At 64.2% G+C, this 18502-nt stretch carries 16 protein-coding genes and 2 pseudogenes; 9 read left to right on the top strand and 9 right to left on the bottom strand.

What is annotated here, in order from left to right:
• Positions 1-137: pseudogene (locus AC3A6G_RS27010) on the top strand (PLP-dependent aminotransferase family protein); the annotation flags it as partial.
• Between the two features lie 228 nt (positions 138-365).
• On the opposite strand, the gene copM reads toward AC3A6G_RS27010, so the two are convergent.
• Together copM and AC3A6G_RS27000 are read right to left on the bottom strand one after the other, a co-directional pair.
• A complete protein-coding gene (gene copM, locus AC3A6G_RS27005; protein ID WP_487875048.1) occupies positions 366-1853 on the bottom strand; it encodes a CopM family metallochaperone in 1488 nt (495 codons plus the stop codon).
• A gap of 19 nt (positions 1854-1872) precedes the next feature.
• Entirely contained in the window at positions 1873-2199 is a 327-nt protein-coding gene (locus AC3A6G_RS27000; RefSeq protein WP_487875047.1) for a cupin domain-containing protein, read from the bottom strand.
• Positions 2200-2283: 84 nt separating this feature from the next.
• Here AC3A6G_RS27000 and AC3A6G_RS26995 point away from each other — a divergent pair, with 84 nt between their 5' ends.
• The 4 genes from AC3A6G_RS26995 to AC3A6G_RS26980 are packed head-to-tail and all read left to right on the top strand — an operon-like array spanning position 2284 to position 4594.
• Complete coding sequence (locus AC3A6G_RS26995; RefSeq protein WP_487875046.1) at positions 2284-2724, top strand: group III truncated hemoglobin; 441 nt, start codon at positions 2284-2286, stop codon at positions 2722-2724.
• A gap of 5 nt (positions 2725-2729) precedes the next feature.
• A complete protein-coding gene (locus AC3A6G_RS26990) occupies positions 2730-3977 on the top strand; it encodes an NnrS family protein (protein ID WP_487875045.1) in 1248 nt (415 codons plus the stop codon).
• Between the two features lie 13 nt (positions 3978-3990).
• The gene (locus tag AC3A6G_RS26985) at positions 3991-4446 is read left to right on the top strand and encodes an RrF2 family transcriptional regulator (protein ID WP_487875044.1); all 456 of its coding nucleotides are present in this window, start codon (positions 3991-3993) and stop codon (positions 4444-4446) included.
• Between the two features lie 10 nt (positions 4447-4456).
• Complete coding sequence (locus AC3A6G_RS26980; protein WP_487875043.1) at positions 4457-4594, top strand: hypothetical protein; 138 nt, start codon at positions 4457-4459, stop codon at positions 4592-4594.
• Between the two features lie 217 nt (positions 4595-4811).
• Here AC3A6G_RS26980 and AC3A6G_RS26975 read toward each other — a convergent pair whose 3' ends face one another.
• Both AC3A6G_RS26975 and AC3A6G_RS26970 read right to left on the bottom strand, forming a co-directional pair.
• Positions 4812-5057, bottom strand: coding sequence for a GlsB/YeaQ/YmgE family stress response membrane protein (locus tag AC3A6G_RS26975; protein ID WP_487863064.1), 246 nt, complete (start codon positions 5055-5057; stop codon positions 4812-4814).
• A gap of 48 nt (positions 5058-5105) precedes the next feature.
• Positions 5106-5591 (bottom strand): hemerythrin domain-containing protein, encoded by a 486-nt coding sequence (locus AC3A6G_RS26970; RefSeq protein ID WP_487875042.1) that lies wholly within the window; start codon positions 5589-5591, stop codon positions 5106-5108.
• A 178-nt stretch (positions 5592-5769) separates the two neighbouring features.
• Here AC3A6G_RS26970 and AC3A6G_RS26965 point away from each other — a divergent pair, with 178 nt between their 5' ends.
• Positions 5770-8085, top strand: a complete 2316-nt coding sequence (locus AC3A6G_RS26965) for a TonB-dependent receptor (RefSeq protein ID WP_487875041.1) — start codon at positions 5770-5772, stop codon at positions 8083-8085.
• Between the two features lie 375 nt (positions 8086-8460).
• Here the strand turns inward: AC3A6G_RS26965 and AC3A6G_RS26960 are convergent, their stop codons facing one another.
• A complete protein-coding gene (locus AC3A6G_RS26960) occupies positions 8461-9375 on the bottom strand; it encodes a manganese catalase family protein (RefSeq protein WP_487875040.1) in 915 nt (304 codons plus the stop codon).
• 1925 nt (positions 9376-11300) lie between these two features.
• Complete coding sequence (locus tag AC3A6G_RS26955) at positions 11301-12449, bottom strand: sensor histidine kinase (RefSeq protein WP_487875039.1); 1149 nt, start codon at positions 12447-12449, stop codon at positions 11301-11303.
• 158 nt (positions 12450-12607) lie between these two features.
• On the opposite strand from AC3A6G_RS26955, the gene AC3A6G_RS26950 reads away from it, so the two are divergent.
• Together AC3A6G_RS26950 and AC3A6G_RS26945 are read left to right on the top strand one after the other, a co-directional pair.
• The gene (locus AC3A6G_RS26950; RefSeq protein ID WP_487875038.1) at positions 12608-12754 is read left to right on the top strand and encodes a hypothetical protein; all 147 of its coding nucleotides are present in this window, start codon (positions 12608-12610) and stop codon (positions 12752-12754) included.
• A gap of 556 nt (positions 12755-13310) precedes the next feature.
• Complete coding sequence (locus tag AC3A6G_RS26945; RefSeq protein WP_487875037.1) at positions 13311-15683, top strand: PAS domain S-box protein; 2373 nt, start codon at positions 13311-13313, stop codon at positions 15681-15683.
• Positions 15684-15693: 10 nt separating this feature from the next.
• Here AC3A6G_RS26945 and istA read toward each other — a convergent pair.
• Positions 15694-16413: pseudogene (gene istA, locus AC3A6G_RS26940) on the bottom strand (IS21 family transposase); the annotation flags it as partial.
• A gap of 209 nt (positions 16414-16622) precedes the next feature.
• On the bottom strand, positions 16623-17816 hold the full coding sequence (locus tag AC3A6G_RS26935; RefSeq protein WP_487875036.1) for a sensor histidine kinase: 1194 nt from the start codon (positions 17814-17816) through the stop codon (positions 16623-16625).
• On the opposite strand from AC3A6G_RS26935, the gene AC3A6G_RS26930 reads away from it, so the two are divergent.
• Positions 17800-18063, top strand: a complete 264-nt coding sequence (locus AC3A6G_RS26930; RefSeq protein WP_487875035.1) for a response regulator — start codon at positions 17800-17802, stop codon at positions 18061-18063. The two genes, AC3A6G_RS26935 and AC3A6G_RS26930, sit on opposite strands and share 17 nt — an antisense overlap.
• A 67-nt stretch (positions 18064-18130) precedes the next feature.
• Here AC3A6G_RS26930 and AC3A6G_RS26925 read toward each other — a convergent pair.
• Positions 18131-18502: ATP-binding protein (locus AC3A6G_RS26925; protein WP_487862114.1), on the bottom strand; the 372-nt coding region annotated here is incomplete at its 5' end.

Genomic DNA, 18502 nt, shown 5'->3' with positions numbered 1-18502 from the left:
CCTTCGTGCCCGGCGCGCCGTTCTTTGCCGAGAAGCCCGACGTGGCGACGCTGCGGCTGAGCTTCGCGACGGCCGACGTGGCGAAGATCGAAGAGGGCGTGAGGCGCCTTGCCTGCGCAATGTCGGAGTGCGAGTGACGGCGTCGTCTTGTTGCTGGCTAACCTTAGAGTTCAGGCACGACTGTGCGCATCGTTCATCAGACGACACAGTCTTTGAACAAGAGCGGAGGTCCTTGGCGAAAGCGCGACGGGAGGCTTCGCCATGCAGGTGCGCCGCGCGCGTTGTTCTGAATGCCCCGGTCACTCGGCGCTGCTCAGCGCGCGCATCTGTAGAGCTCACTCATGGCTGGAGCCTTGCACTTTCGCTCAGTTCGGTGGTTTGATGCCACGTGCCGCCAGCCAAGCCTTCATCTCCTGGATCTCATGCCGCTGCGCAGCGATGATCTCCTGCGCCAGCTTGCGGTTGACGGCGTCCTTTCCGTACTGCAACTGGATCTGGGCCATGTCGATGGCACCCTGGTGATGCGGGATCATGCCGAGCACGAACGCCACGTCGGGATCGGGATGCTGGATGCCCTCTTGCATCGGGCCGTGCATTCTGGCCATGCTGGCTGCATAGGCGTCGCGCGCTGAACCGCCTGATGCGCTTGCAGATGGCGTTGCATGCCGGAGTCCGTGGGCGCCAGCGGGGGCGGGTGGCGCGGTCTCTTTGCCGATGGCCTGTGGCCCATGCGGGTGTTCTGCGCTGTAGGTGTGGGTCGCCATCTCAGCGGTGGCTGTGTTTGCTTCACCGTTCGGACCGTACAACGCCAGATGCAAACCCCAGTAGCCGCTCGTGAAAATCACCAACGCTGCGCTGAGCGCTACCGGAATGGTCCAGACCGAGCGCCGGATGGCGAAGCGCACCTGGGGCGTCGGGTCTGCGGCAATGGCCACGATGATCGCCATGATGAGGGCGTGTCCCACCAAGTCGATGCGCCCGAACGGGTAGACGGCCGCGTTGAAGATCAAGAACAGCGTGATCGCCGACAACCGCCGCACCAGTGCCGTCCAGAGCAGGCCGAAGCCCATCGTGAACTCCGCCACGCCTGCCATCGGGATGAACACGTCGCGCGGCATGCCGAAGGTGAGGAACGGCTTTTCTTCGACAAGCGGGTAGAACCAGTCCGGATAGGCGAACTTCTCGAGACTCGACCACATCAGGGCGATGGCCACGCCCCAGCGCAGCACTTCGAACCGGTACTTGCGCCATTCCGGGTTGCTCGACGATTCGAGTACAAGGTAGCCCGCGACCGAAACGCCGAGTGCCAGGTAGTCCAGCAGGTGGAACAGGTCGTACTCGGTGAGCGCCAGCACCCACAACAGGATGATGCCGGCGGCCGCCAGCGGCATCGTTCGACGCGAGAAGACGCAGGCGGCGATCAGCAGCTGCATCCACGACACCCATTCGTTCGGTGTCTTCAGGTCTGGCGTCAGATACACCCCGCCCACCGCGAAGATCGCGACGAAGAAGGCCGCGATGACCACCCGCACGAAATCGTCCAGGCGCATCCACAGCGGATTCATCACCTTGTCCATGCCGGCCAGGATGCTTTGTCCGGCGGTCATCTTCTCGAGGGCCCGGGTGGCCAGGAAGAACATCAGCACCAGTGCGATGCCGATCCAGAACCACTGGTTGGCGAGCGTCGCGCTCAACGGCTGCGGTGGCGCGCCCACGATGTAAGGCGCAAACCATTTCACATGCGCGTGGGCGGTCAAGGCCGCGCCGGCGCATCCGAAGGCTGCAAGGCGCAGCAGCATCTGGCGCGGTCTGCCCACGGTGCCGTCAAGCGCGTCGAGTGCATTCTTCTTCATAGCGACTTTCTTTCTGATGTCAGGGGTGCAGGACCGTCACCAGCAGCACCGTGTCCCGATGGGCCTGAACGCGGTGGGGTTCTGCGGCGGGCAGCATCACCAAGCTGCCCGGGACCAGTCGGCAGGTCCGCGATGGCGTCGCGACATCCGCCTCGCCGGACAGGCATTGGACCGTGATCTCGCCCGGTACGTGGTGCTCTGGCAGCGCCTGTCCTGCAGCCAGCACCACCCGTATCAACTGGAGATGCGGCGTCTTGAGAAGACTGCTGCTGACCGCCGTGCCATGCGCCTCGTCCGTGGCGTGCAGATCGATGACCTGCAGGGGCTGGGCATGTTCGAGGGCCATGGCGCTTTCCATTCGAGGGGGACCGGGAAGGCGTAGCGAAGACGCCGCTTGAAGCCATCATAAGATATATTTACTGTCGATCTTATGAATAATCCGACCCCACGAACGACAGAGCACGCAGTGCCCGGGAGCAATCTCTGCGCCGAAGCCGAAGTCACGGCCCTCGTGCACACGTTCTATTCGCGTGTGCGCCAGGACGAGATGCTGGGCCCGATCTTCGACGTACACGTCGGCGACTGGAACCGCCACCTGGCCAGGCTGGTGGATTTCTGGTCGGCCATTCTCCGGCGCACGGGCCGGTTCTCGGGCGCGCCCATGCCCAAGCATGCGGTGTTGCCCGGCCTCTCGGCAGAGCTGTTCGAGCGCTGGTTGAAGCTGTTCCGCGAGAATGCGGTCGCGCAACCCAACCAGGCGATGGCCCGGCAGGCCTGCGCGATGGCCGAGCGCATCGCGCAAAGCCTGTGGTTGGGCTACCAGACCAGCCGCGATCCTGACGCCCTGCCCGCGGCACTGACCCAGGGCTGAGTGGCATGGCCGAGCTGTTGAAGATCAAGGCGCCGGCAAGGGCGAAGCCGCCTCTGCCGCAGTGGGCGGCGTTCCTGGAGCTGGGATTTCGGCCGCTGTACCTGGCCGGCTGCTTCTGGGCCGCCGCGTCGGTGGCGCTGTGGGTGTTCGCGCCCGGGCTGCTTCGTGGGAAACTGGCCGGTGTCATCTGGCATGCGCACGAGATGCTCTGGGGCTTCATCGCCACCATCGCGGTGGGCTTCCTGCTGACCGCGGGCAGCAACTGGACGGGCACCAATCCGCTCAAGGGCAGGGCGCTGGGAGCCTTGAGCCTGCTGTGGGTTCTGGCGCGGGTGGGCTTCCTCGTGCCGGGCGACACGGGGTTCGCACTGGCGGTTGTCTGCGAGGTCGTGTTCTTCGCCGTGTCGGCCCTGGTCCTGGGCCGCGCCATTTACGGCGCGCGCAACCAGCGCAACTATGGCGTGCCGCTGCTGGTGTTCGCGCTGGGCGGGGCGGATGCATTTTTCCTGCTCGCGAGCTGGCAGGGCGACCATGGACGGCTCATGCAGCACTTCCACACCGGTCTGCTGTGCATGGCGGTGATCGCGTTGCTGGTGGCAAGGCGGGTCATCCCGTTTTTCGCGATGCGTGCGGTGCCGGGTCTGAGCATTCCGATGCACACGCGCAGCGGCCATTGGCAACTGGCGGCCGGCGGCTTGGCCATCGGCTGCGGACTGATGGGCTGGGCGGATGCCTCGGCCCTGTTCCTGAGCGCTGCCGGTGTGATTGCGCTGGTGCAGGTAGGGGCCTGGAATCCGGCCGCCGTACGGCGCGTGCCGCTGTTGTGGATCCTGTATGTCGGGTACGCCGCGACAGGCGCGGGGCTGCTGGCGGCCGCTGCGCACGCTGCAGGCGGCGTGCTGCGCGGCGCCTGGCCGGTGCACGTGATCGGCGTGGCCGGGTTCTCGGTTCTGATCATCGGCATGGTGACACGCACGGCGCTGGGACACCTGGGGCGGCCGCTGCGCTCGGATCGCCTCATCGAGTGCTGCTATGGACTGGTGATCGCCGCCGCGGCGCTGCGCCTGCTGGCGCTGCTGCCGACCGGCCTGGCGTCGGGTGCGCTGCAGGCCTCGGCTGGCGCCTGGGTGCTGGCCTTCGCGCTGTACCTGTGGCGGTTCTTCCCCATGCTGATTCGCCCGCGCATCGACGCGCCGGCCGCGCCGGTTCTCAAGCCGCAACAGATTGCGGTGCGACCGCGCCCGCCGCAATGACTGGAGCCATCCCATGCGTTTGACCACGATGACCGACTACGCGCTGCGCCTGCTGATGTACGTGGCGCAGCAGCCCGAGCGTCTGTGCACCATCTCGGAGGTGGCACAGGCCTACGACATCTCGGAAGCCCACCTCATGAAGGTCACTCACCAGCTCGGCCAGCAAGGATGGATCGAGACCGTGCGCGGCAAGGGCGGCGGCATGCGCCTGGCCCATGCGCCGCGCGACATCAACCTGGGCGCCGTGGTGCGCGGCATCGAGCCGGACTTCGCCTTGGTCGAGTGCTTCTCGACCGGCAACCAGTGCGTCGTGACGGGACAGTGTCGCCTGGCCAAGGTGTTCGGCGGCGCCCTGCAGGAGTTCATGGCCCACCTCGACGGCTTCTCGTTGGCGGACCTGTTGCCCGGCAGCGACCTGCCACTGAAAGCGGGTCAGCGCATGACGCTGCAGCGCAAGCGGGTGGCGTGAGGAAGGCCCCATGAGCTATGGTCTCCAGCTGATCCTGCACCTGCTGGCCGCCATCGCCTTCGTGGGCACGGTGTTCTTCGAGGTGGTGATGCTCGAAGGCGTGCGAAAGCACCTGCCGCAAGAGGCCATGCGACGTTGGAGCGCGTGATCGGCAACCAAGCCTCCGCCGTGATGCCCCGGTCCTGATGCCGCGTTGCGCAGCCTGCATCGGGCTGGCCCGGCAGCACCGCGCAGCGCTGGCCAGAGCCGCTTGCCAGCCGCTCTGGCCGCCGGCGATGCGCAAGGTCGCAGGGGCGCTCAGCGTGTGCGGTCCTTTCGCCACCGCCATGGTCAGGCGGCTTTGCCTGAGCTTCCAGCCAGGGCTGTCAGCGCTTCACCACCATCCCGTAGATCACCAGAAGCACGATGGCGCCCACGACCGAAGCGAGGAATCCTGCTCCCGCACCGGCGGCGTACCACCCCATCGCTTGACCCAGGTATGTCGCCACGAGGGCGCCAACGATCCCCAGTACGGTCGTCAGAATGAAGCCCATCGCCTGTTTGCCAGGCAGCACCGCACGAGCGACGAGCCCGACCACGAAACCGATGAGGACGGTCCAGACTATTCCCATCTCTTTTCCTTTTGAACGTTATGCCGCTATGTGGTTGTGGAGGGACGCTCAGGCCGTGGCCAGTTCGCCCATGAGCTCTTCCTTTCGCGCAGTCAGCGCTTCGCGCATCGCGACCAGGTCCAGCTTGCGCGTCGCACGCGCCTTCACGAAGATCTCGTTGCGCTCTTCCTTTACATGGTGGTCGATGTATTCGCCAAGCACGGTGACCTTCGCGTCGAACATGTCGTCCACGTCCGCGGCTTCCTGGATCTGCGCGATCAGGTCCTTGGCGCTTGAATGTTCGACCTCGGCCTCGTCCAGAAGGTCCGTGTCCTTGATGGCCTCCCGCAGCGCTGGATAGAAGATTTCTTCTTCAATCTGAGCGTGGACGGTCAGCTCGAAGCAGATCTGGTTAGCAAGGTCGCGCTTCTTTTTCGAAGCGCTGGCGGCGCGCGACTTAGTTAGCGTTTCGTACTCCTTGAACATGGCCTTGACCTTGCGATGGTCTGCATCCAGCAGGGTGCAGGCGTCGGGTGCGGTGCGGGTGGTGGGCATCTTTTGCTGCTCCTTCATGGTGGGAACGCAAGCGTGCAACGAAGAGGTTCGCGATACCGTAGGACGCAACCACACCACCGGGACAGATTTCGGACCGGGGTACCCTTGCGTGAGTTCACGCATGGCTGGCCCCGGCGAGACCTCGCGTCCGGGCGCGAGCGTCTATTAGAGTACGCGCATGTCAATCTGCCCATGCGATCTCCTATCCCGTTTCCTGGCCGCCAGCGCTCTCGCCTTCGGGCTGGTCGCGGCGGCCCATGCGCAGCCGGCGCCTTCGGGCGATGGCGAAACGCTCCCCGCCGTTACCGTGAATGCCAGGGGCCGTTCGGAAGCCGCCCAGCAGGTTCCGATCCCCCTGACCTCGATCGACGGCGAGGCCCTCGAGACGCAGCAAAGCTGGCGCCTCGAAGACCTGCAGCAATGGTTGCCGAGTACCAGCATCACCTTCGGCGATCCGCGGCAATCGGCCGTCGCGGTGCGCGGCGTGGGCAAGAACCCATCGAACGACGGCCTCGAGGGCAGCACCGGCATCTACCTCGACAACGTCTACCTGGGCCGCGCCGGCATGGCCACATTCGACCTGCTCGACATCGAGCGCGTGGACCTGCTGCGCGGGCCGCAAGGCACGCTTTTCGGCAAGAACACGACCGCCGGCGTGCTGGCCTTGCACACACGTCCCCCGAGCCGCGAGACCGAGCGCAGCCTGCAACTCTCGATCGGACAGCGCGGCCTTGCGCAGGGGCAAGCCATTTTCTCGGGCGCCTTGTCGGAAGAGACGGCGGGCCGGCTGCTGGTGTACGGCACCCATGAACGCGGCACCATCGAGAACATCCACGACGGCGGCCGCGTCAACGGGGGCACTCGATCCGGCATTCGCGGCCAGTGGCTGCTGCGCCGCGGTGACGCCTTCAGCCTGCGCCTGATCGCCGATGCGCACCGGGAGCGCTCCACCTACGGAACCCGCGTCATCTACTCGCTCGGCAGCGGACCGGCGCTGGCCCGCGCCCGCGCGGGCGGCGCCACCGGCATCGTCGCCGACCCGCGGCGCTATGCGGTCAACACCGACGGCGTGGAGCGCGTCGATGTCGACCAGGGCGGCCTGTCGGCCGAAGCGAACTGGAAGCTCGCCTCCGGCGCCACCGTCACGTCCATCACCGCCGGCCGCTCATGGAAGTTCGTGCCGACGACCAACGACAATCTCAATATCCCCGTGCTGATCGACGGCGGCTCCCGCGTGCGCCAGCAGCAGTTCTCGCAGGAGCTGCGCTACGCCGGGCCCACCGGCGGTGCGGTCGACTATGTGGTGGGCGCGTTCTACATGCGCCAGCGCATGCGCAACGAGATCTTCACCGTGTTCGGCCCGAGGGCGGACGTCGTTCTGCAGGGAACGTCCTTGCCGGTGCTCGCCAACGCGAGCACCGTGAGCTTCGGCGCGCTCGACACGGAGAGCTTCGCGCTCTTCTCCCAGGCCACGTGGCACGCCACGTCCAGGCTCGACCTCACGGCCGGCCTGCGCATCACTCAGGAGCGCAAGGACGGGCGCACCCATCGCGGCGACTCGACCGGTGGTGCCGCTGCCACCGCGTTCCTTCGCAATCGTCCGATCGTGCTTGGGGCTTACGACACCGGCCCGCTGACCATCCGAAAAACCAGCCCGTCGGCGCTCCTGAGCGCGAGCTACCGGCTGCACGACGACGCGATCGGCTACGTGAGTTTCTCGCACGGCGAGCGGTCGGGCGGGATCAATCTGGCGGGCCCAGGTGCCGCTCCCGGCCCGCTCGGCGCGTCGTCGCTGATCATCGGACCCGAACGGGTCGACAGCCTGGACGTCGGGGTCAAGAGCAGCCTGTGGAACGACCGCCTGACGCTCAACTTGAACGCTTTCCTCGCAGGTGTGCGCGGCTACCAGACGTCGATGTTCGTGCCCGCCGGCGCAGGCGCGGGCAACTACGTCGAGATCCTCACGAACGCGGGCGATCTCCGCAGCCGGGGACTGGAACTGGATGCCACCGCGCGACCGGCGCGCGGGCTGACCATGTGGGCCAACGCCGCCTTCAACGACGCACGCTATCGACGCTATGAGGACGCGCCCTGTCCGTCAGAAAGCGCGTTCGTGCTGCAGGTGCGGTGCAGCCTGACCGGACGGCAGGTTGCCGGGGCACCGCGCTGGACATTCAACGTCGGCGCCGAATACCGCAGGTCCGTGAGCCCCACCACCCAGCACTTCGTTTCGGTGGCGTACGCGTGGCGGTCCGCACAGGACGGCACGCTCGACGGATCGGTCCACTCGCGAATCCCGGCCTATGGCCTGCTGAACCTCGCCACCGGCTGGAAGGTCGCACGGGGCAATGAAACCTGGAGCCTGTCGCTCTGGTTGCGCAATGCGCTCGACAAGAAGTACTTCCCCACCGTGGCCGCCACCGCGAACGGTGCCTACGTGGCATCGGTCGGAACGCCGCGGACCCTGGGGCTCACAGTGCGGCTGGACTATTGACCCTTTTCCTGCGTACCCAGCGCGGCCTCCGTGGTGGCAGGTCCGTGCTGCCGCGAAAGGGTTCGGAGGACGTCGGCTCGAACGGGAAAAGGAATAAAGCGCGCCGCGCCGACACGATCGCATCGACCGGCCTCGACGTTGAACTCGTGTCCTCGATTGAGAGGAGCATCAAGTCGAAGCATTGTTCGCATGTGCGGCTGGCAGCCACGAGGCTCGCCAGGGGGTCGAAGCCGGCACTTTCGTGACGCTGGTGCACAGGCACCGAAGGGAGTACCTATCGCTATCGGCCGCGATAGGACCTCTGGATCACCTTACCACTTACGCAACGTAGGCCTGTTGCTCCTCTCGGACGGTCATGTAGACGATTCAGATCGCCTATTGTGCTTTCTTCATCCGGTCTGTGACCTCCTGCAGCGCTGCGTCTTCCGACATGCCGATTTCCGCGCCCGTTTGGGGATCGCTCAGCGGATCTGAAGCGGTCCTTGCCGCCATGTCGGCCACGGCGGCTTGCTCCTCGGGGGTGAGCTGCACACTGGCCGCGCCGTCGCCGCCGTCGACTGCCATCTGCTCGCCAGGGTCCTCCACAAATTCCCAGCCCCGCCCCTGGTTCCATGGGCCGCGGACCTCGCCGCCCTTGGACATGTCGAAGTAAACGCTCGTGAACTCCGGCATCCCTGGCAGCTTGCCTGGCGGGAAGTTGGGGGTGATCGCATACAACGCCTTCTCGAACGACTTCTGGTGCGCGATCTCGCGCGTCATCAGAAAGCCCAGGGCATCCTTGACGCCCGGATCATCCGTGAGGTTGATCAACCGTTCGTAGACGATCTTCGCGCGCGCCTCAGCCGCGATGTTGGAGCGGAGGTCGGCCGTGGGCTCGCCGATGCTGTCGATGTAGGCCGCTGTCCACGGGACACCTGCGGAATTTACCAGCGCCGGGCCTCCGCCGTAGAGAACCTGCGTCAGGTGGCTGTCATTGCCCGCGCCAGTGATGCGGCGGTACGCCTCCGCTTCTGCGTCGATGCCCTCCGCGAGCCGGCCCTTGGTACCCTTGTTGAGCATGGCGACCATCGTGCCGATCACTTCCAGGTGGCTGAGTTCTTCGGTCGCGATGTCGAAAAGCATGTCCTTGCGACCGGGATCATCCTCACCGAGCGCCTGTGTGAAATAGCGGCAGGCAGCGGCAAGTTCGCCCTGGGGCCCGCCGAACTGCTCTAGCATCAGGTTCGCGAGTCCGGGATTCGTTTCGTTGACTCTCAGGGTGTATTGAAGGCGCTTGTTGTGTGAAAACATGGGATCTCCTTTGTATGGGGGCCGTGAACCGGCGATGTACGGTGCGGAAGCTCTGCGCGTCCGTTTGACTTTGGATAACGCTCACATTCGCACTTCGGCGAGGCGCTTCTGTAGTCATAAAGCGCACGGCGCCGTGCGAGCCCGGCCTGTGTGTGCACCCTCGTGTGATCCGAACCCTGAAATTTGGACGATCTCAAGGACCGGAAGGTGAAGTACACGACAAACGGAGGATCGGCCGTAGACGCCCCTGGGAGAGGAACCGTTGGGTCTGCTGGGGACGGCTACCATGCAGATCGCCGACCCCGGAGGGGCCGCGATGCCTGCCGAAGAATCCCTCAGGTTTCAGTCGGCAGTCGAGCTCCGCCTGGGCGAAAACGCGCTCGCCCACTCAGAATTCGTTGGCCCGGTGCAGTTCCTTGATCTCGCGATCGCGGTAGATGGAATGCGGGCACACCGGCGTGAGCGACGTCCGAACAAGCTCAGCGCGGTCAGGGCGGCGGTGAGGCAGGCATCACCAGGCGGCCCAAGCACGGGGGATGAGCGGCCCGAACGTGTAGCGCCAGGATCAGGGCGGCTGCGGGCTGCGGGCTGCGGGCTGCGGGCTGCGCCGGCGGCTACTCGGCCGTCACCGACATCTATCCAGCCTGCCGTCAGTGAGTGCAATCGGCCAATGCCACGGCGTACGCCCCCTGAACTCGCGCTCGGCGCGGCCCTCCAGGTCGGTTGGAGCGAGGAAGCCCTGGCCGTCGGACGACGGCCGCATCGCCGGCAGCAGGGCTGATTCCTCTGAGACGCCTCGCCATCAAGCTAGGCCGCCGCGCTTCAGCTGAACAACCACGAGCCGCACGCATAGCTAAGGGAGTTCTCGAGCCTTTGCCCATGCGCCCGGCTGATCGCATCACGGAGCTGCTGGCCTCATCTCTGGCAACCGCCAGCGGTGTCTTTGTTGCGGCATGGTCATGGCACGGATGACCGTGCGCGGGGCGCGTCAATGCTCCCGTCAAGTGAGGAGCTTTAGCGACGTGAGGATGTTCGATGGTGGAGTGCCTGCGCGATTGCCTTGAGTTCATCCATCATTTCGACGAACAGCGAGTGGGCCCGCGCACGTCGAGTGGCGAGCTCAGCGCGGCGGTTGTCACGCAAGGTGGGACTCGCGCAGAAGTCGTCCAACGACATGCGCCACCTATGCTCGGCGAATTGAGCGTCGTACTCGGCAGCAATCCAGAGCTCGAAAGATCTATACATTGCGACGATGGCACATTCCGAAAGGTGCGGTGGACAGACGTGGGTGCCTGCGCAACAACTGACTAGGGCACGAAGGAAGTCAGCCAGGATGACCGGTCACCATGCGCTCGAACGAGGATCACGTCAAGCAGCGTTCCACGGGGACGTCAGGGGTGAGACGGCACGCCACGGCCCATCCTGAGCGGGTCGGTCAATGAAAGCCAATGCCACGAGCAGCACACAATCAGCGGAGTCTTCGCGGGGCAACTCCCTTGGGGAGAGGAACGGGCATGCGAACGCGGTCTGCGTAGCTTCTTGCGGTGCGGAGATCATGACGGAGTCAGCGGTCTCGATGCGTCCGTGCTCCCAGCGCCTGGAGGAAGTGGCGTTTAGCGATGTCTCTGGCTTGCTTGGCCACAGCGTAGTCCTCGAACTCTGGCGCCGGAGCCATGCCGCGAAAGTAGTCGATGAGTTTCTTGTGCAAAGCCCTCTCGGCAGTGCGCGCGAGGCCCTCCAGTTCCCTCCAGGTGTGCAGAGATGTTATTGCAGATTCGGACCCTCGTAGCGGCATGGCAATGATCCTCTTAAGCTTTGCCAATGATCTCGCGCCACGTGGCAATGGACGTAGGAACAATCCCGCATGGCTGACGGACATCATTGATGGCGTGCTTGGCAGGCGGCACCCGTCATCCTGCCCGGCGTCACCTTTGCCGCGGCATCCGCACGGTGAAGGTGGTGCCCTCGGCGTCGGTTGACTCTACTTCGATGCCGCCGCCGTGGGCCGTTGCAATCTGGCAGGCGATGTACAGGCCAAGCCCCAGACCGGACGACTGGGAGACCCCACTGCGCCTTGGCGCAGTCTCCGCAAGGGGCCGAAAGAGCGACTCCCGGCGCGCCGCAGGAATGGCGGGCCCGGCATTGTGGACCTCAAGGTACACCTCGGCTGAAGTGCCCCTCAGCTTGAGGCTCACCGCGCCAGTGGGATCGCCATGGTGCAGCGCGTTGGTGAGCAGGTTGACCAGCATCTGGGCCACCCGCTTCGGGTCCCACTCGCCGTCCGTCGGACCTGGAGTCTCCCAATGCAAATGGCGCCCCGGGTGTGCAGCCTCGACCTCCTCAACGGTTCGAACGCAGATCTGGGCCAGATCGGCCGGCTCCGTTGTCACCGGCAACCCCGGCCCGAGGCGTACCAATGTGAAGTCGAGCAGGTCGCGAATCAGTCCCTCCATGCGGTCTACGCTCCTCAGCGCCCGCGCGGCCGCCTTGGTGCTGTTGGCATCGGTGGACTCGCTGCGCATGATGTACTGCAAACCGATCGACAATGCGTTCAGCGGATTGCGCAGGTCGTGGGCGAGCACGCCCAGGATCATCGTGCGGGATTCATCGAGTTTTGCCGTGTAGCGCATGACCGAGGTGCTGAGGGCTTGGTCGATGGCTTCGTTGAAACGGGTCAGTTCCTCCACCGCTTCGTCGGTCTCGGCCCGGCGGGTTGCGGCCCACTGCTTGAGCACGCTCGCGCGGATGGCACGGAACTCCGCCACGAGCTGATCCATCGTGAACTGGTCCCCGAATCGCGAGACAGCGTGGGACTCCGCGGCACGATTCAATTGCGACGTGCTGTCGGGCCGCAGTCCCTTGGCCTTGTCGGAGCGCTGCGCCTCCGACTGCGGCCTGCGCATGTCGGCACTCGCCGCGCGAAGCATTTCTTCGGCGTGGTCGCGCAGAGCCTGCTTGTCGAGATTGGCGAGCGGCATGAGGGAGAGCGCAAAGGCCTCCCACTCCTGAAGGATCGACTCCATGCTGCCTTCGATGAACTCGCCAAGGCCGGGCGGGGGGACGTCTTTGGTCATTCCTGGGAGACTTTATAGAGGAACCAGCGTAGCACCGAACTCCGCACGGCCCCGCTGAGTGCGCAGAGCGCCGGGGCGCCGCTGGCTACACGGGCCATTTGGAAGCGGGTCAAGAATGGATTTGCTGTGCGCTCACCGTACAGCGGCTGACGGCGACGATGCAGTTTTCCAAGGGCGTGCCGCCAGACCTCATCCAGCAGATGAGCACAAAGTTCTGCCTAACACCCGAGCGCTTCCTGCTGGCGTTCGTGCATGAACACCTTGGCCAGCCCGGCCTGCTGCGCGTGCGAACCGACGCCGAGTAGTTCTTGCTGCAGGCCGGCTGCAATCGCGTCGAGTGCGTTACCTACGTCGGACTACATTGGTGCGGCAGGCAGTCCCCAATCTGGCTGCTGCGTTGCCTCGGCAGGCGATGGCCTTCGCCGTCGGACCGCCGTCTGCACCAACCAGCGCTCCAATTGAAGCCACTGCCGGAGCTCTTCTCGCTGTGGCGAACCGCTGGCCTTCGCCCGGCGGTCGTCCTCGCTGAGCTCTTTGGGCGGCTCGGCCCAGAGACGCGCGCGAATCGACGTACCGCTCCAGGGCAAGCTCGCTCGTGCATATTGGTATGCCTAGCTGTCGCAAGACGCACACCGATTCCGTGGCAGAAGCCCCAACCTTGGCCGCGCACAGGCGGGCACTGTGGGCATGAAGACCGGGAGACTGCCCGGCGGCACCTGGCGTTTCTCCTAGTAGAAGAACACTCGGGTAGTGGGTTCTTGGAGGGCAGATGGTCGCAGCTCCGCTTGGGTCAAGGGCGCCCGCGGCGGCCTTTCCGATCGGGCGCGTGTTTCGACCCCTATACTTCCAGTACGTCATGACATGAACAACCCTTGGCACCCAGACGACGACAGGCTGATCGAACTGCAACGCTTCGAATTGCTGGTTTCGGCGATCCACGACTACGCCATCTACATGTTGGACCCTCAGGGCCATGTGGTGAGTTGGAATGCCGGCGCTGAGCGCTTCAAAGGCTATGCGGCTGTAGAAATCCTCGGCCAACACTTCTCACGCTTCTACTCGTCTGATGACCGCGCGGCGGGAATTCCCGATCGGGCCCTGAAGATCGCAGCCACCGAGGGAACCTTTCAGGCGGAAGGATGGCGGCTGCGCAAAGACGGGACGCGTTTCTGGGCCAGCGTCGTCATTGATCCGATCTACTCCGCCGATCGGCGTCTCCTCGGCTTTGCCAAAATCACTCGTGATGTGGGAGACCGGAAGGCGGCCGAGGAGGCTCTGCGCAAGAGCGAACAGCAGTTTCGTCTGCTGGTCCAGGGAGTTACGGACTATGCGATCTACATGCTCGATCCGCAAGGGCTGATCACGAAGTGGAACGCGGGCGCTCAACGCATCAAGGGGTACATCGAGGCTGAAGTGCTCGGCACGCACTTCTCGCGTTTCTACACGGCGGATGATCAGGTCAACGGCCTGCCGGCCCGAGCGCTGTCGACTGCATCGATCGAGGGGCGGTTCGAGCAGGAAGGCTGGCGCGTTCGCAAAGACGGATCGCGCTTCTTCGCCCACGTCATCATCGATCGGCTCCACGACGATGATGGGAAGTTCGTCGGATTCGCCAAGATCACCCGCGACATCACTGAGCGACAGTCAGCAGCCGAGTTGCTACAGCGCACCGAAAGGGCGTTGCTGCAGTCTCAGAAGATGGAAACCATCGGCAAGCTGACTGGCGGCGTCGCACACGACTTTAACAATCTGCTGCAAGTCATCGCAGGCAATCTGCAGTTGCTGGCTCGCGACGTGGCGGGCATCGAGCGGGCGGAGCGGCGCGTTGAAAATGCGCTGGCTGGCGTGCGACGCGGCGCCAAGCTGGCCGGCCATCTGCTGGCGTTCGGACGGCGGCAGGTGCTCGAGCCGAGGGTGGTCCATCTCGGCCGCATTGTCCAGTCCATGGATGAGATGTTGCAGCGCGCCATCGGCGAAGCCGTCTTGGTAGAGACCACCGTTGCGGACGATCTTTGGAACACCTCGGTCGATGTGGCGCAAGTCGAGAATGCGATCTTGAATCTGGCAATCAACGCGCGAGACGCCATGGAGGGGGCCGGCAAGCTCACAGTCGAGATCGGCAACGCCGTCCTGGATGCAGGGTACGCGCGGGAACATGCCGAAGTTGATGCAGGGGACTACGTCATGCTGGCTGTCTCGGACACTGGCGTCGGCATGTCGCCCGAAGTTGTGGCTCAAGCGTTCGATCCGTTCTTCACTACCAAACCCGAGGGCAAAGGGACGGGCCTCGGACTTTCCATGGTTTACGGCTTCGTGAAGCAGTCTGGCGGCCATGTAAAGATTTATAGCGAACCGGGCGATGGAACCACCATAAAGGTGTACCTGCCTCGCTCGAGAGATGAGGAGCAGGGGGTCGCGCCCGTCGATGCGCGGCCTGTCTTGGGTGGAACCGAGACCATCTTGGTGGCCGAAGATGATGAGCACGTGCGATCCACCGTAGTGGATACGCTGCAGCAACTGGGCTACCGGGTGCTCGTGGCCGCCGACGCTGAAAAAGCACTTGCCGTTGTCAACAGCGGTATCGAGATCGACCTTCTCTTTACCGACGTCGTGATGCCTGGTCCGTTGCGCAGTCCCGACCTCGCGCGCAAGACCCGCGAGCGGCTGCCAAGATGTGCTGTTCTGTTCACGTCAGGCTATACGCGGAATGCGATTGTGCATGGGGGCCGACTCGACCCTGGGGTGGAATTGCTCGCCAAACCATATTCACGGGAAGATCTCGCACGCAAGATCCGACACACCCTTGCGAATCGCAACCAGCGGGGCTTGTCTCCGGCCGATCAGGATAAGCTGGCTAGAGAGAGCCACAGCGAGGACGCGCTGCACATTCTGCTGGTCGAAGATGATGATGGCATTCGTGCGACAACTGCTGAGATGCTCCTGGCCCTTGGACACGCAGTGAGGCAGGTTTCGAGCGGTGAGCAAGCACTCAAGGTACTGGAAGATTGCGACATCGATGTTCTCATCGCCGACGTAGGACTGCCGGGAATGTCAGGGACCGAGCTTGCAGACGCGGCACGATTGCGTCGGCCCAAGTTGGGTGTTGTGTTCGCTACTGGGCATGATGTTGCAGTCTCTTTGCCGGGGGCCCTCTTGCTTGCGAAGCCGTATGACCAACAGGCGATACGTCAGGTGCTGCGTCAAGTTGCGTTGGAAACGCATAGCGGGCCGTAGGCGAGCGCCGAGCCCGGCAGCGTTCGCCCAGCCAGGCGTTGAGTTCGACGAAGGAGCCGAAACGGCGCCGGGCCGCCTCGATCCAGATGTGCCGACGGCAGTCCTGCACGTTCTTCACCACGCGCCCCTTTCCCTAGCCCGAGGCGACGTGCGGAAGTCGAGGTCGTACAGGTCGTGGGCGCACATCACCGCGAAGCGTGCGTTGACGGCCCTTGCCCTTGTGGAGCTTGTCGACGGCTGTGCGCATGTTGTCGTTGATCCCGCGACGCGCCGCTCCGCCCAACGCTGTGAACGATTTGGTGTGTGCGTCGAACAGCATCTCATGCACTTGGCTCGGGTAGGCGATCAGCCAGAACGCGCGGCTCGCACGCAGCTTCCGGTGCGCAAGCCGCACGCGGTAGTAGATGCCGCCGACGACCGGACCTTCTTGGCTCCAATCGAACTGGAAGGCCTCGCCAAGCTCAAAGTTCAATGGAACGTAGCCGTGACGTTGATCGACGCCCCTCGCCCTGGCGCCAGGTTCGAACGAAGTCGGTGACGGCCGAGTAGCCGCCGGCGTAGCCCGCGGCCTTGATCTCGGCGTGCAGTGCGCTGGCCGTGCGTCGCTCGTGCTTGGGCCGCCTCGCATCGCCGACAATGCCGGCCTCAGTGCCGCTTCGAACGCGCTGAGCTCGTTCGGGCGCGGTTCACGCCGGTACTTTGGTGTCTCGTCGATCGGTACGCGCAGCCACTAGAGACCGTATTGCGCGGCGGCCCGTCATGCCCTCATGCGCGCGATTTCGCGATCCCGCGATGTGTCCGGCACTGGGGCCGGCGCGGTACCGAGGAAGTAGCCGATGAGCTTTATGTGCACGCTCCACTGGGCGTCCCGCGCGAGATGATCCAGTTGAGCCCACAGCGGCGAGGTCGCGCAGGTGCGGACTCTTGTGAGTCGTGCGATCAGGTCGTGGGCCCCACGGAGGTGGCCTTGGGCAGTTCAATTGTGAACTTCACCTGTCCATTCGAGCAACCGCCGATGATTTCCCCGCCGTGCGCTCTCGCGATCTGTCGAACAACGAAGAGGCCCAGCCCTAGGTGGCTGCGCTCTGCCGTGGCAGAAGTTGTCTTGCGCTGATGCAAAGGCTCGAACAGCAGTTCAAAGTCTTCGGCTGGAATGGCGCCAGCGTTCTCCACCGATACCCGAACGACGGCGCCGTGCTCCTCGACCCTGACAACGATCGGTCGCCTCGGCTCTCCGTGCCCGACTGCGTTTGACACGAGGTTCCCGAGTGCCTCCCGCACGCGCGACGAATCAAATCGTCCCTCTGCGTTCCCATTCGCTTCAAAAGCTATGTCCGCTCCCGGAAACGCGACACGGAGCAGTTCCAGTTCCGCCGCGCATGCGTCGGCGAGGTCGACTTGAGCGGCTTGCAGCGCCATGCCAGCGCCCAAACTGACCCTGTTGTATTCAAGCAGGGAGTCCAGCAGCGAAGTGAGTCGCCTCACGCCTCGCCCCAGCAGAGCGATTTGCGCCTGGGGAGCGATCGATTCCAGGCGCATGATCTCGACAGTGACCGCAATCGCATTCAGCGGCCCACGGAGATCGTGGCCCAGCACCCCGAGAAAAAGTTGCCGCCAGCGTTCACGTTCCGCGGCATAGAACTGCACGGACTCTGCAACGGCCTGATCGATCGCTTCGTTGAAGCGCATGATGTCGTCGATGACGTTCGGTCCCGGCGGATGTGCGTCTGCCCAAAGTTGCAGGATAGAGGAGCGTAGCGCGCGGAACTCGGCCACCAATTCCTCAAGCGTGATGCCCCGCTGCGCCCGCAGAAGGCCATGAGTTTGGGCAGAGCTACGCGCCGACCCCGGTGGCCCATCGCCAATGGACTTCGCAATCGACTCTGTCCTACTTTGTGGCGTTCGCAAGTCCGCTGAAATGGTCTCCAGCATCTCGGGCAGATGGTCGCGCAATATCTCAGCAGGTGTTTGGGACAGGACCGGAATGGTTCGCGCGTAGGAGATGGCAGCCTCGAGAATCTGATCGCGAGCTACCTCTAGAAAGTCAGCAAGTCGCATCGTCGATCCTTCGGTGATGTGGAACCTTACAACAGAACGCTGCGAAGAAATAAGAGCGATGACCCAATTGACCATCCTTATCGCTGATGATGAAGCGGAAGCAGCGGACCTCCTCGGCATGCTCCTGGGCATACATCTTCCCAGCGCCAAGATTCACGTTGCGCATGGCGGACAACCTGCTCTCCATCTTGCAGTTCGGAGCCCTCCGGATGTAGCCATTCTTGACTTGGAAATGCCGGGCATGGACGGCGAGGCGCTGGCGCTGGCGTTACGCGCTTCGTTCGGCGGTGCTGCGCCACGTCTGATCGCCCTGTCGTGTTGAGTTCCATGCAATCCTGACCCGGCATTTCCATCCAATATTGACCCACCCTCTTTGCGAGCCTGGCGGCTCACGGTGTGGATAAGTTCTTGGTTTTCTCCTTCTTTCTAGGTTGGTCTGCCTGAGCGGGTTGAGCCGAGCTGTGCTTGAACCGGAAGCTGTCGTTGCCGGTCTCCAGGATGTGGCAGTGGTGCGTGAGCCGGTCCAGCAGCGCCGTCGTCATCTTCGCATCGCCGAACACGCTGGCCCACTCGCTGAAGCTCAGGTTCGTCGTGATCACCACGCTCGTGCGTTCGTAGAGCTTCGAGAGCAGATGGAACAACAGCGCCCCGCCTGATGCGCTGAACGGCAGGTAGCCGAGCTCGTCGAGGATCACCATGTCGGCGTACATCAGCCGATGCGCGATGTGCCCCGGGTTGCCGCTGGCCTTCTCCTGCTCGAG

The sequence above is a fragment of the Variovorax sp. Soil_C_26 genome (genome assembly GCF_057657075.1).
The sequence above is the reverse complement of the archived record's forward strand: the minus strand, read 5'-3'. Positions and strand labels throughout refer to the sequence as shown.